The organism is Streptomyces sp. CoH27, from assembly GCF_020181035.1.
GTDB classification, from domain to species: Bacteria; Actinomycetota; Actinomycetes; order Streptomycetales; family Streptomycetaceae; genus Streptomyces; species Streptomyces camelliae.
Genome location: NZ_JAIQYY010000004.1, coordinates 314045 through 326874, shown reverse-complemented (window position 1 = coordinate 326874; position 12830 = coordinate 314045). Strand labels below are relative to the sequence as shown.

Here is a 12830-nt window from a genome sequence, read left to right as displayed (position 1 = left end):
CGGCGTTCTCAGGGCTTCACGATGGCGTCGATGCGGGCCAGTTCCTCGGTGTCGAAGTCCAGGTTCTGGATCGCGCCGACGCTGTCCTCGATCTGGCGTGCGCTGCTCGCGCCGACCAGTGCGGAGGTCACCCGGCCGCCGCGCAGCACCCAGGCCAGGGCCAGCTGGGCGAGGGTCTGGCCGCGGGACTTGGCGATCTCGTCCAGGGCGCGCAGCCGGGCGACCAGGTCCTCGGTGACCGCGTCGGAGTCGAGGAAGGGGCTGTCGCTCGCGGCCCGGGAGTCCTCGGGGATGCCGTCGAGGTAGCGGCTGGTGAGCAGGCCCTGCTCCAGCGGGGAGAAGACGATCGAGCCGACCTGGAGTTCGTCGAGGGCGTCGAGCAGGCCCTCGTCCTCGGGGCGCCGGTCGAGCATCGAGTAGCGCGGCTGGTGGATGAGGAGCGGCGTGCCGAGGTCGGCGAGGATGCGGGCGGCCTCGCGGGTCTGCTCGGCCGAGTAGTTGGAGACGCCGACGTAGAGCGCCTTGCCCTGCTGCACCGCCGAGTGCAGCGCGCCCATCGTCTCCTCCAGCGGAGTGTCCGGGTCGGGACGGTGCGAGTAGAAGATGTCCACGTAGTCCAGGCCCATGCGCTTCAGGCTCTGGTCCAGGGAGGACAGCAGGTACTTGCGCGAGCCCCATTCGCCGTACGGGCCGGGCCACATGAGGTAGCCGGCCTTGGTGGAGATGACCAGCTCGTCGCGGTACGGCGCGAAGTCCGCCTTCAGCGCCTCACCGAGCGCGGACTCGGCGGCGCCGGGCGGCGGGCCGTAGTTGTTGGCGAGGTCGAAGTGGGTGACGCCCAGGTCGAAGGCGCGGCGCAGGATGGCCCGCTGGGTCTCGACGGACCGGTCCGGGCCGAAGTTGTGCCACAGGCCGAGGGACAGCGCGGGGAGCTTCAGCCCGCTGCGTCCGGTGCGCCGGTAGGGCATGCCGTCGTAGCGGCCGGGGTGTGCGGTGTACAACGCGACTCCAGAGGGGTTGGCACACGGTCTACCGGACCCACTCTTCCCCGGGTGCCGCGCAGTGGTCCAACAGAAGAATCCGATGGAATTCAGCGGATAAGCTTCTCAATCATGGAACTGCGTCATCTCCAGCACTTCGTCGCGGTCGCCGAGGACCAGCATTTCACCCGGGCCGCCGAACGCCTGATGGTGTCCCAGTCGGGCCTGTCGGCGTCGATCCGGGCGCTGGAGCGGGAGCTGCGGGCGCCGCTGTTCGTGCGGACCACCCGGCGGGTGACGCTCACCGAGGCGGGGCGCGCGCTGCTGGTGGAGGCCGAGCGGATCCTGGCGCAGGTGCGCTCGGCGCACGAGGCGGTGGCCGCCGTGCAGGGCGTGCTGCGCGGCACGCTTGCGCTCGGCACCGAGCAGTGCATCGCCGGGGTGCATGTGGCGCGGCTGCTGGCCGGGTTCCGGAGGCTGCACCCGGACGTGGAGATCCGGCTGCGGCAGGCCGGCTCGGGCGCGCTGGCCGAGGAGGTCGCGGCCGGGCGGCTCGACCTGGCCTTCGCCTACCGCACCCAGGCGGACTCCGACCAGCTGCGCTCGGTGGCGCTGACGAGCGAGCCGATGACCGTGCTGTGCCATCCCGGGCACCGGCTGGCCTCGGCGGGCGCGGCGCTCACCCCGGAGGACCTGGCCGGGGAGGTCTTCGTGGACTTCCATCCGGACTGGGGCCCGCGCCGCACGACCGACGCCGCGTTCACCGCGGCCGGGATCCGGCGCACGGTGGCGCTGGAGGTGAACGACGTGCACAGCCTGCTGGACCTGGTGGACGAGAACCTGGGGATCGCGGTCGTCCCCCGGCACTTCCGGCACAAGCGGCCCGCGCTCACGGCACTGCCGCTGAAGGGCACGGGCGAGGCGGAGTACGAGACCGTCGCCCTGCTGCCCCCGGACCGCGCGACCAGCCCCGCCGCCCGCGCGCTCGTCACGCTTCTGGAGACCGAGGGCCTGGCACCGCTCCGGGAAGGGACCGAGGCCTCCTGATGCCCGCCGGGCCGTCCGCCGCACCGGGCTCAAGGCCGTCGCCCGGCGCCCCGCATCGGCTTGCCGCGCAAGGGAGTTGACGGGATCCGGCCTGCCGGGCCGCGCCCGGGGCGGTGGGCACGGTCCTCGTGGCGCGGGAGTGCACGGAGCTGAATTTCCGGGCGCGTGAACGGCCGTCGTTTGGGATGGTGGACGGTATGCATGCCAAGGACATCCTCATCGACGGCTACGGCCGCATCCAGGAAGAAGTCCACGCCACCCTCGACGGCCTCGGACCGGACGAGCTCAATCACCGCCCGGCGCCCGACGCCAACTCCATCACCTGGCTGGTCTGGCACCTCACCCGGGTGCAGGACGACCACATCGCCGACGCGTTCGGGCTCGAACAGGTCTGGCTCGCCCAGGACTGGCACAAGCGCTTCGGCCTCGGCCTGCCGCCCCGTGACCACGGGTTCGGGCACTCCACCGCCCAGGTCGCGAAGGTCAGGGTCGATTCCGCCGACCTGCTGAGCGGGTACTACGACGCCGTCCACGAGCAGACCCTCGACGCGCTCAGGGGGCTCGCCGCCAAGGACCTGGAACGGATCGTGGACGAGCGCTGGGATCCCCCGGTCTCGCTGGGGGTGCGCCTGGTGAGCGTCCTGTCCGACGACCTTCAGCACGTCGGACAGGCCGCCTACCTCAGGGGGCTCGCTCAGAGCGCCGCCTTGTAACCCGGCAGGACCACGTCCTCGATGAGGGCCGTGCGCTCGTCGAACGGGATGAACGCGCTCTTGAGGGCGTTCACGGTGACGGTGCGCAGGTCCTCGACGGTCCAGCCGGCCTCCTCGACGAGCAGGGACATCTCGCGGGTCATCGTCGTGCCCGACACCAGGCGGTTGTCGGTGTTGAGGGTGACCCGGAAGCCGAGGTCCTTCAGGGCCGTGATCGGGTGCTCGGCGATCGAGGTGGCACAGCCGGTCTGCAGGTTGGAAGTGGGGCACATCTCCAGCGCGATCCGGCGGTCGCGCACCCAGGAGGCGAGCCGGCCGAGCTTGCCGGCCGCGAGGTCGGGGATGTCCTCGGTGAGGCGTACACCGTGGCCTATGCGCTGGGCGCCGCACACCTGCAGGGCCTGGTGGATGCTGGGCAGGCCGTGCGCCTCACCGGCGTGGATGGTGAACGGCACGCTCTCGCGGCGCAGGTGCTCGAAGGCGGCCAGGTGGTCGGCGGGCGGGAAGCCGTCCTCGGCACCGGCGATGTCGAAGCCGACGACGCCGGCGTCCCGGTAGGCGACGGCCAGATCGGCGGCCTCGCGGACCCGGTCGAACATCCGCATGCCGCACAGCAGGGTGCCGACGCGGACCGGGGTGCCGGCGGCGGCCGCCTTGGCCATGCCGGCGGCGAGGCCCTCCTGGACGGTCTCGACGACCTCGCGCATCGTGAGCCCGCCGCGGGTGTTCAGCTCGGGGGCGTAGCGCACCTCGGCGTAGACGACGCCGTCGGCGGCGAGGTCCAGCACGTACTCCTCGGCGGTGCGCAGCAGGCCCTCGCGGGTCTGCATGACGGCGAGGGTGTGCTCGAAGGTGGCGATGTAACGGACCAGGTCGCCGGAGTTGGCGGCCTCGAAGTACCAGGCGGCCAGCTCGTCGGGGTCGGTGGTGGGCAGGGTGTGACCGATCTCCGCCGCGAGTTCGACGACGGTGGCGGGGCGCAGGCCGCCGTCGAGGTGGTCGTGCAGCACGGCCTTGGGGAGCCGGCGGAGGGTCTCGGTGTCGATGCGGGGCGCGGTCATGGCAGGGCTTTCCTCGGCAGGTGGTTCAGCGGTGATCAGGCGGCGGGCTGGAGCAGGTCCCAGCGGTTGCCGTAGAGGTCCTGGAAGACGGCGACGGTGCCGTACGGCTCGTGCCGCGGGTCCTCCAGGAAGGTCACTCCGGCCGCGGTCATGCGGGCGTGGTCGCGGGCGAAGTCGTCGGTGTGCAGGAAGAACCCGACGCGTCCGCCGGTCTGGTCGCCGACGCGGGCGCGCTGCTCCTCGTCCTTGGCGCGGGCGAGCAGCAGCCCGGTGCCGGCCGCGGGGCCGCCGGGCTCCACGACGACCCAGCGGGAGCCGTCGGGGCGTGGGGCGTCCTCGGCGAGCCGGAAGCCGAGGGCCTCGGTGTAGAAGCGGATGGCCTCGTCGTAGTCGTCCACGACAAGGGTGACCAGGGCGACGCGTCGCATCGGGACCTTCCGGTGGGGTTGGTTAGCCGGTGAGGTTATACGTAAAACTTCACGGGCGCCAGTCCTGTTCTACGCGCGTCGCACCAGGGCGTCCCAGTACAGGTTTCCGCAGGGGTGGCGCGGGTGGTGTGGGGCAGGCCGGCTCAGGGCCGATCCTCGCCCTGGGCGACCTCCACCCGGTGGTGGACGTCGGCCATCCCGGCGACCGCGGCCACGCCGGAGACGGCGGTGCAGGCGAGGAGGAGGGCGGCGATCGTACGGCCGGTCCGGGCGGCGCGCGGGGCGGCGAGCAGGGCCTGGACGCGCAGCGGGACAGGGCCCGCGTTCGCGGCGGGCGCGAAGTCGGGGCGCTCGGAGCGGGTGGCCTGTCCGGCCAGGGCCGCACGGGCGATGGCCCGGGCGATCAGCCGCCGGTCGCCGACCCGGGCCGCGGCGGCCTCGTCGGCGGCGCGCTCGACGGCGAGGCGGATCGTCTCGCGGACCCGGCGCAGGGCGGGGTGGCAGTGCGCGGTGAGCTCGGCGGCGGCAAGGAAGTAGTGATGACGGCCGTCGTTGTGCGCCCGCTCGTGCGCGAACAGCGCCTCCCGCTCGGGGCCGTCCAGGCTGCGCAGCATCGCGGTGGTGACGACGATGCGGTGCGGGCGGCCGGGCAGGGCGTAGGCGTCCGGACGGGGCGAGTCCACGACGCACAGATCACCGGCGGCGGGCCCGCTCCCGGCCTGGGTGCGGGCGGCACGGAAGGCGCGGGTCTGGTGCAGCACGGACCGTACGAGGGTCCAGCCGCACACGGCGAGCACGCCGACGGACGTCGCGGCCGCGGGCAGGACGACGAGGTCCGATGCGGTGTGCAGGGGCTGGACCAGCCGGCCGAGCGCGGCGAAGAGCGGCACCTTCAGCAGACCGATCAGCACGAAACCGCCGAGCGCGGCCAGTGAGCAGCCTGCGAGGACGACCGCACAGCCGGTGACGGCCCACAGCGCGGCGACCGGGGCCAGCCGGTCCAGCGCCCGGCGGGCCAGGGCCGGCAGCGCGAACGGCAGCAGCAGGGGCAGCAGGAGAAGGCCGGTCATCACTCGTCGGATTCGAGCAGGTCCCGCAGGATGCGTTCGTCGTCGGGGGTGAGCTGGGCGACGAACCGGGCGAGCACGGTCTGGCGGTCGCCGTCCCGGTCCAGCTCGCTGTGCATCCGGCGGGCGGTCAGCCCCTGGGCGTCCTGGACGTCCCGCACGGGGTAGTAGGCGTACCCGCGGCCCTGCCGGTGCCGCTGGACGACCCCCTTGTCGTGCAGCCGGGTGAGGATCGTCGTCACCGTCGTCCGGGCCAGCTCCGCGCCGAGGGTCGACTGGACCTGGCCGGGCGTCTGCGGCCCGCCTGCGGCCCAGAGCGCGGCCATGACACTCGCTTCGAGCTCACCGGCCGGCCGGCGCTCGTCCTTCGCCTCGGTCATGAAACGTTCCTCACCCCGTCCTTCGCTGCCCTTCTCTGCGGCCCGGAGACCGTCTACACGATGGTAGTCAACCGCACCTTCGCACGCCTGTGCGCCGACATGCCCATTATGGGAGAGCGCGGTGGCGAGAGGGGCGGCGGCTGAGGATGCGGGGGCCGGCGCGACGGGAGGTGGCAGCCCACCGAGCCCCCCACCAGAAGCCCCAGCCCCGGCTTACCGGTCCGCGTCGTGCACGGCGTTCAGGCGGGCCAGTTCCTCCGGTGTGAGGTGCAGGGCCCCGGCGGCGATGTTCTGGGTCACGTGGGCGGGATTGCCGGTGCCGGGGATGGCCAGGACGTGAGGGCCCTGGTGGAGGGTCCAGGCGATGCGGATCTGGGCGGGGGTCGCGCCGTGCGCCCGGGCGATGGACCGTACCTCGTCGCCGTGGGTGTCGGGTGCGGCCTGGGGACCCGCCTGTCCGGCGACGGCGAAGAAGGGGACGAACGCGATGCCGTGCTCGCCGCACAGGCGGAGCATCTCGTCGTCGACGGGGTCGGGGCGGTCCAGGGCATAGCGGTTCTGCACGCACACCACCGGGGCGATCTCCAGGGCCTCGGCGAGGTGGCGCGGTTCGACGCCGGAGATGCCGAGGTGACGGATCAGGCCGGCCTCACGCAGCTCGGCGAGGGCGCCGAAGTGTTCGGCGATCGAGTCCTGGCGCATCCGGCGCAGATTGACGACGTCGAGGTGGTCGCGGCCGAGCTGGCGCAGGTTCTCCTCGACGTGACCGCGCAGCTGGTCGGGGCGGGCCGAGGCGCCCCACTCGCCGTGGTAGTCCCGGAAGGGGCCGACCTTGGTGGTGATGACCAGGTCGTCGGCGTACGGGGCGAGGGCCGTGTTGATCAGTTCGTTGGCCGAGCGCGTGGCGGAGAAGTAGAACGCGGCCGTGTCGATGTGGTTCACGCCGAGCTCCACCGCCCGTCGCAGCACGGCGATCGAGCGTTCCCGGTCGCTGGGTGTGCCCAGATGGAACGCGGCGCTGCCCGTCAGCCGCATGGCTCCGAGGCCGATGCGGTGGACGGGCAGGTCGCCGAGTTCCCAGGTGCCGGAGGCGTCCGCGGTGATCGTGTCAGCAGTCATTCGGCGGAGTTTCGCACATCCGGCCGACCGGACAAGGGAGTTCAGCCGAGCGGCTTGTCCAGCACCGCCTTGCGGTGGCTGAAGGTCTCGATGGAGTAGCGGCCGTGGTAGTTGCCCATACCGCTCTCCCCCACGCCGCCGAACGGCAGATCGGAGACGGTGAGATGGGCGAGCGGCAGGCCGTAGCCGAGGCCGCCGGAGGAGGTCTCGGCGGCGATGCGCCCGCGCGTCTGCTCGGACTCGCTGAACACGTACAGCGCGAGCGGCTTGTCGCGGTCGTTGATGAAGGCGATCGCCTCGTCCAGGCCGGACACGGTGACGATCGGCAGGATCGGTCCGAAGATCTCCTCCTGCATGACCGGCGCCTTCGGGTCGACGTCCGCGAGGACGGTCGGCGCGATGTACTTGGCCGTACGGTCGCTCGTGCCGCCGACCGCCACCCGGCCCGAGTCGAGCAGTGCCGACAGGCGGTCGAAGTGGCGCTCGTTGATGATGCGGCCGTACTCCGGCGACTCGGCCGGGTCGGCACCGAACAGCGTCCCGACGGCGCGCACCAGCGCGGACTCCAGCGCGGCGGCGGTCTCCGGGTCGGTCAGCACATAGTCGGGGGCGACACAGGTCTGCCCGGCGTTGAGGAACTTGCCGCGGGCGAGCCGGTCCGCGACCACGTCGAGGTCGGCATCACGGTCCACGAACACCGGGGACTTGCCGCCGAGTTCGAGGGTGACAGGGGTGAGGTGCTCGGCGGCGGCACGCATCACGACACGGCCGACGGCGCCGTTGCCGGTGTAGAAGATGTGGTCGAAGCGCTCGGCCAGCAGGGCCGTGGTCTCCGGGATGCCGCCCTCGACCACGGCGACCGCGTCGGTGTCGAGGTAGGCGGGGATCAGCTCGGCGAGGACGGCCGAGGTGGCCGGGGCCAGTTCGCTCGGCTTGGCGACCACCGCGTTGCCGGAGGCCAGGGCGCCGACCACGGGGGCGAGCAGCAGCTGCGCCGGGTAGTTCCACGGGGCGATGACGAGGACGACGCCCAGCGGGTCGACTTGCGTCCAGGCCGTGGCGTCGGCACCGAGGTGGGCGGGGACGGGTGCGGGCTCGGGGCGCAGCCAGTCCGTGAGGTGCTCCAGGGTGTGGTCGATCTCGCGGATCGTGAAGTCGATCTCGGTGCGGTAGGCCTCGGTGCGGCTCTTGCCCAGGTCGGCGCGGAGGGCGGCGGCGAGGTCCGCACCACGTTCCGTGAGCATCGCGCGCAGGCGGCGCAGCTGGTCGGTGCGCCACTCGACGGGCTTGGTGCGGCCGGTGGCGAAGGTGGCGCGCAGCCGGGCCACGATGTCGGCGGGCTGCTCGATGGCGGGGTGGTTCACGGGGGCCTCGCTGGTGGTGCCGGGCGGTTCGGCCCGGATCTCGGATCTCTCACAGTCGGATGTAAATGCCAACCTTTCAGGTCCTCAAGTTGATTCCGGCGGAGGGAAGTGATCACGCTCACACGCCCAGATCGCGCCCGCGCCGCTCCAGATAGGCCCGTTCGGACTCGCTCGCGGCCAGCCCGGCGGCCAGGCCGTACTCCGTGGCCGCCTCGGCGGTCCGGCCCAGCCGGCGCAGCAGGTCGGCGCGGACGGCGTGCAGCACGTGGTAGCGGCCGAGGTCCAGTGCCTCGACCAGGTCGAGCGCCTGGGCCGGTCCCTCGGTCTCGGCCACCGCGACCGCCCGGTTCAGGGCGACGACCGGGGACGGTGCCACGGCCATGAGCTGGTCGTACAGGGCCAGGATCTGCCCCCAGTCGGTGGCGCCTGCGGTCGGGGCGTCGCTGTGCACGGCGTTGATCGCGGCCTGGATCTGGTACGGCCCCGGCCGGTTCCGGCGCAGACAGCGGCGGACCAGGTCCTGGCCCTCGGCGACCAGCGCCCGGTCCCAGCGGGTGCGGTCCTGCTCGGGCAGCGGTACGAGGGCGCCGTCCGCGTCCTGCCGGGCCGGCCGGCGTGCCTCGGTCAGCAGCATCAGCGCGAGCAGGCCGGTGGCCTCGGGTTCGTCCGGCATCAGCGCGGCGAGCAGCCGGCCGAGCCGCAGCGCCTCCGCGCACAGGGCGGGGTCGCCGGTGTAGCCCTCGTTGAAGATCAGGTAGAGCACCGCGAGGACTCCGCCGAGCCGGTCGGGCAGGTCGGCGTCGCGCGGCACACGGTACGGGATGCGCGCGTCGCGGATCTTGGCCTTGGCCCGCACCAGTCTCTGGGCCAGGGTCGGCTCCGGCACCAGGAACGCGCGGGCGATCTGGGCGGTGCCGAGGCCGCCGAGCAGGCGCAGGGTGAGGGCGACGCGGGACTGGAGGGCGAGCGCGGGGTGGCAGCAGGTGAAGATCAGGCGGAGCCGGTCGTCGCGCACGGGGCCCTCCTCGGGCGATGTGTCGGGCGCGGACGGGTCGGGCGCGTGCAGCAGCGCGGCCTCCGCCTGCCGCGCGTCCCGGGAGGACTCGCGGCGCAGGCGGTCGATCGCCCGGTTCCGGGCGGTGGTGATGATCCAGCCGGCCGGGCTCGGCGGCACGCCGGTCTCCGGCCAGGTGCGTACGGCGGTGGTGAAGGCGTCCTGCACCACTTCCTCGGCGAGGTCGATGTCGCCGAGGAAGCGGACGAGGACGGAGACCGCGCGCCCGTACTCGGCGCGGAAGACGGCCTCGATGTCGGGGGCGCCGGACATCAGTGCTGGTCGACGAAGGGCCGCACCTCGATCGGCAGCGTGGTCGCGAGCGCTGCCTTGCGCCCCCACTCCAGCGCCTCGTCCAGGTCGGCGGCCCGGATCAGGCACAGTCCGCCGAGGTACTCCTTGCCCTCGGCGTAGGGGCCGTCGGTGATCAGGACGTCGCCGCCTTGGGGGCGGAGCATGGTGGCGGTCTCGGGGCCGTGCAGTCCGCCGGCGAAGACCCAGGCCCCGGCGGCGCGCAGCTCGTCGTTGAAGGCCTCGACGTCCCGCATGATCGCGGCGAGCGCGTCCGGGGCGGGCGGGGTGCCGCCGGCCGGGGTGACCACGCTGAGCAGGTAGTGCTTCATGACGTTCTCCTTGTGTTCTCAGGGTCTCTCGGCTCCCTGTCACCTCCTACACGAACGGCGGCCCCCCGGATCGACACCCGGCCCACGAGTCGCCGGGAAAAGTCCGGAAGAATCTTCGTCATGACCACCAGCGCACACCCCCTCGTCACCCGGGCGCGGCGGCTCGCCGCCGAGCTGCTCGTCCCCGAGGCCGAGCGGGTGGACCAGGAGGGCGTGCCCGCGAGCCACATCGCCGCGGTGAAACGGTCCGGGCTGCTCGGGGTGGTGGCACCCGTCGCGTACGGCGGCTCCGGCGCGCCGCCCGCCGTACTGCGGCAGACCGCCGAGATCCTGGCCGGGGCGTGCTGTGCGACATGGTTCGTGCAGACCCAGCACCACACGCCGGTGCAGACCCTGACACAGAGCGAACTGCCTGTCCGGGAGCGGTTGTTGGGCCCGCTGGCGCGCGGGGAGCTGCTGTCCGGGGTGGCGTACGCGCATCTGCGGTCGTATCCGCGCGTGCCGGTGCGCGTGCGCCGGGAGGGCGGCGGCTGGCGGTTCGACGGCACCGTGCCCTGGTACACCGGCTGGGGGCTGAACGACGTGCTGCTGCTCGCCGGGGTGACCGACACCGGCGAGGTGCTGTTCGCCTTCGCCGAGGCCCGCGACCAGCCGGGGTTGCGGGCCTCGGCGCCGATGCGCCTGGCCGCCCTCACCGCCGCGCGCACGGTGTCGCTGGAGCTGGCGGGGCTGTGGCTGCCCGAGGAGGCGGTGGCCCTGCGGACGCCGTACGAACGCTGGGCGCCCGGCGACCGGGCCCGGACCCTCAACGCCGGCCCCGCGGTCTTCGGCGTCGCCGAGGCCGCCCTGTCCCTGCTGGACGAGGAGCGGGCCGCCCCGCTGCGCGCCCGCCTCGCCGACGTCCGCCGGCGGGCCTACGCCCTGGCCGACCACCCGGTGCCGCTGGAGCGGGCCGAGGAACGGCTGGCGGTGCGGGCACAGGCGTACGAGGTGCTGCGTACGGCCACCACGGCGGCGGTGGTCGCCGGGGGCGGCCGTTCCATGGCCCTGACGAGCCGGGCCCAGCGCCTCGCCCGGGAGGCGCTGTTCCTGCTGGTGCAGGGGCAGACGGCCGAGACTCGTACGGCCCATCTGCGGGCGCTGACGGGCGGCTGAGCCTTCACCGTCGGTGCCGTACTCCCTGGGCCGGCGCGTGGGTGGCGACCGCGGCGGCCGCGGCGAAGGCGAGGCCCTGTGCCAGGTCCCGGGGCCGTGTGGGGCGCAGGACGCCCGAGCGGCGCAGCCGGCCCCGGGCCCACACGGTGAAGGGCAGAACCACCAGGGGGGTGGTCAGCGAACCCGGTGTGCAGCCGCGCATCGCGGCCGCCTGTGCCAGATGGACCAGGCCGTGCAGCCCGAAGGCGTTGAGCGCGGTCTGGTGGACGGCGCAGCGGCCGCCGGTCCGATGGCCGTCGGCGGCCGCTGCCGCCACCACGACCGCCATCGCGTCGACCGCGGGGGCGAACTCCCGCGCGTCCGCGGACTCCGGCCCCGCCACACCGCCTTGCGGCACCGGGCGGAACCGCTTGCGCAGCTCCGGCAGATGGGCCCGCACCCAACGCGGCACCATGACCACTTCCTCGGTGTCGTGCAGGGCCCAGGCGGCCGGCAGGCCTCAGGTGACGGCAGCGGAGGCCTCGTCCGGTTCTCGCGTCATGAAACGGCAGTCTGCCAGGGCGGGTTGGTCAGCTCGCGAACGGCACCTGCGCCGAGGGGCCCGGTGCGGGGGCGTCGGGATGGGTCCACAGTCCCTGGGCGGCGAGCCGGGGCAGTACGCCCTCGCCGAACCAGTACGCCTCCTCCAGATGCGGGTAGCCGGAGAGGACGAACTCGTCGATGCCGAGGGCGTGGTACTCCTTGATCCGCTCCACGACCTCGTCATGGCTGCCGACCAGAGCCGTGCCCGCGCCGCCGCGCACCAGGCCGATGCCGGCCCACAGGTTGGGGTGGATCTCCAGGCTCTCCCGGCTGCCGCCGTGCAGGGCGAGCATGCGCTGCTGGCCCTCGGACTCGCTGCGCGCGAGCCCCGTCTGGACGGCCTTGACGGTCTCGGGGTCGAAGCCGTCGAGCAGCCGGTCCGCCTCCGCCCAGGCCTGCTCCGAGGTGTCCCGGGTGATGACGTGCAGCCGGATGCCGAAGCGCAGGGTACGGCCGTGCGCGGCGGCCAGTTCACGGATCCAGGCGATCTTCTCGGCGACCTGCGCGGGCGGCTCGCCCCAGGTCAGGTACACATCGGCGTACTTGGCCGCGACCTCGCCGGCGGCGGGCGAGGAGCCGCCGAAGTACACCTCGGGCACCGGGTCGGGCAGCCGGCTCAGCTTCGCGTCCTCCACCTGGAGGTGTTCCCCGTGCAGATCGACGCTCTTGCCCTCCCACAACTGGCGCACGATGTGCAGGAATTCACCGGTACGGCGGTAGCGGGCGTCCTTGTCGAGGAAATCGCCGTACGCCCGCTGCTCCTGGGTCTCGCCGCCGGTGACGACGTTGAGCAGCAGCCGGCCGCCGCTCTGCCGCTGGAAGGTGGACGCCATCTGCGCGGCGAGCGTCGGCGAGACGGAGCCTGGCCGGAAGGCGACCAGGAACTTCAGCCGCTCGGAATTCTGGCTGACCATGGCGGTGGTCAGCCACGCGTCCTCGCACCAGGCACCGGTCGGCGTGAGCGCGGCGGCGAAGCCGAGCTGCTCGGCGGCCCGGGCGATCTGGCTCAGATAGCCGACCGTGGGCGGCCGGTCCAGACCGGAGGCGGTCGCCGGGGTGCCGTGACCGCCGCCGACGACATCGCGGCTGTCGCCGTTGGTGGGCAGGAACCAGTGGAAGGTGAGGGACACGGGACTCTCCGTTCGGGATCGTGCGTCAGAGCAGGCCGCGGCGGGGCGGGGGGTACCGGGTGTGGATGCGGGTGCCGCGCCGATCACGGCACGGGTGGGAGGAGTTGGGTGCCGAACGGGTGCCGGC

At 73.2% G+C, this 12830-nt stretch carries 14 protein-coding genes; 3 read left to right on the top strand and 11 right to left on the bottom strand.

Going from position 1 to position 12830, the window contains the following annotated elements:
- Positions 1-8 precede the first annotated feature (8 nt).
- Positions 9-1001, bottom strand: coding sequence for an L-glyceraldehyde 3-phosphate reductase (gene mgrA, locus LE548_RS08555; protein ID WP_225096052.1), 993 nt, complete (start codon positions 999-1001; stop codon positions 9-11).
- 111 nt (positions 1002-1112) lie between these two features.
- On the opposite strand from mgrA, the gene LE548_RS08550 reads away from it, so the two are divergent.
- Together LE548_RS08550 and LE548_RS08545 are read left to right on the top strand one after the other, a co-directional pair.
- Positions 1113-2027 (top strand): LysR substrate-binding domain-containing protein, encoded by a 915-nt coding sequence (locus tag LE548_RS08550; protein ID WP_225096051.1) that lies wholly within the window; start codon positions 1113-1115, stop codon positions 2025-2027.
- Between the two features lie 197 nt (positions 2028-2224).
- Positions 2225-2740 carry a DinB family protein gene (locus LE548_RS08545; RefSeq protein WP_225096050.1) on the top strand — a complete coding sequence of 172 codons (516 nt, stop codon included), beginning with the start codon at positions 2225-2227 and terminating at the stop codon, positions 2738-2740.
- Here the strand turns inward: LE548_RS08545 and LE548_RS08540 are convergent.
- The 8 genes from LE548_RS08540 to LE548_RS08505 all read right to left on the bottom strand — a co-directional run bounded on the left by LE548_RS08540 (position 2722) and on the right by LE548_RS08505 (position 9836).
- On the bottom strand, positions 2722-3801 hold the full coding sequence (locus LE548_RS08540) for an adenosine deaminase (protein WP_225096049.1): 1080 nt from the start codon (positions 3799-3801) through the stop codon (positions 2722-2724). The genes LE548_RS08545 and LE548_RS08540 overlap by 19 nt on opposite strands.
- Positions 3802-3836: 35 nt before the next feature.
- Positions 3837-4229, bottom strand: coding sequence for a VOC family protein (locus LE548_RS08535; RefSeq protein WP_225096048.1), 393 nt, complete (start codon positions 4227-4229; stop codon positions 3837-3839).
- 143 nt (positions 4230-4372) lie between these two features.
- The gene (locus LE548_RS08530; protein WP_225096047.1) at positions 4373-5299 is read right to left on the bottom strand and encodes a M48 family metalloprotease; all 927 of its coding nucleotides are present in this window, start codon (positions 5297-5299) and stop codon (positions 4373-4375) included.
- Positions 5299-5676: a BlaI/MecI/CopY family transcriptional regulator gene (locus LE548_RS08525; RefSeq protein ID WP_225096046.1), complete on the bottom strand. Its 378-nt coding sequence runs from the start codon at positions 5674-5676 to the stop codon at positions 5299-5301. Before LE548_RS08525 ends, LE548_RS08530 begins: the two co-directional genes overlap by 1 nt.
- 213 nt (positions 5677-5889) lie before the next feature.
- On the bottom strand, positions 5890-6795 hold the full coding sequence (locus LE548_RS08520; RefSeq protein WP_225096045.1) for an aldo/keto reductase: 906 nt from the start codon (positions 6793-6795) through the stop codon (positions 5890-5892).
- Positions 6796-6836: 41 nt separating this feature from the next.
- Positions 6837-8159: an aldehyde dehydrogenase family protein gene (locus LE548_RS08515; RefSeq protein WP_225096123.1), complete on the bottom strand. Its 1323-nt coding sequence runs from the start codon at positions 8157-8159 to the stop codon at positions 6837-6839.
- Positions 8160-8277: 118 nt separating this feature from the next.
- On the bottom strand, positions 8278-9486 hold the full coding sequence (locus tag LE548_RS08510) for an RNA polymerase sigma factor (protein WP_225096044.1): 1209 nt from the start codon (positions 9484-9486) through the stop codon (positions 8278-8280).
- Entirely contained in the window at positions 9486-9836 is a 351-nt protein-coding gene (locus LE548_RS08505) for a YciI family protein (protein ID WP_225096043.1), read from the bottom strand. Before LE548_RS08505 ends, LE548_RS08510 begins: the two co-directional genes overlap by 1 nt.
- Positions 9837-9956: 120 nt before the next feature.
- On the opposite strand from LE548_RS08505, the gene LE548_RS08500 reads away from it, so the two are divergent.
- A complete protein-coding gene (locus LE548_RS08500; protein WP_225096042.1) occupies positions 9957-10991 on the top strand; it encodes an acyl-CoA dehydrogenase family protein in 1035 nt (344 codons plus the stop codon).
- Positions 10992-10995: 4 nt separating this feature from the next.
- On the opposite strand, the gene LE548_RS08495 is transcribed toward LE548_RS08500, so the two are convergent.
- Together LE548_RS08495 and LE548_RS08490 are read right to left on the bottom strand one after the other, a co-directional pair.
- Positions 10996-11487, bottom strand: a complete 492-nt coding sequence (locus tag LE548_RS08495; protein WP_225096122.1) for an HXXEE domain-containing protein — start codon at positions 11485-11487, stop codon at positions 10996-10998.
- A gap of 73 nt (positions 11488-11560) precedes the next feature.
- Positions 11561-12703 carry an LLM class flavin-dependent oxidoreductase gene (locus LE548_RS08490; protein ID WP_225096041.1) on the bottom strand — a complete coding sequence of 381 codons (1143 nt, stop codon included), beginning with the start codon at positions 12701-12703 and terminating at the stop codon, positions 11561-11563.
- Positions 12704-12830: the final 127 nt, after the last annotated feature.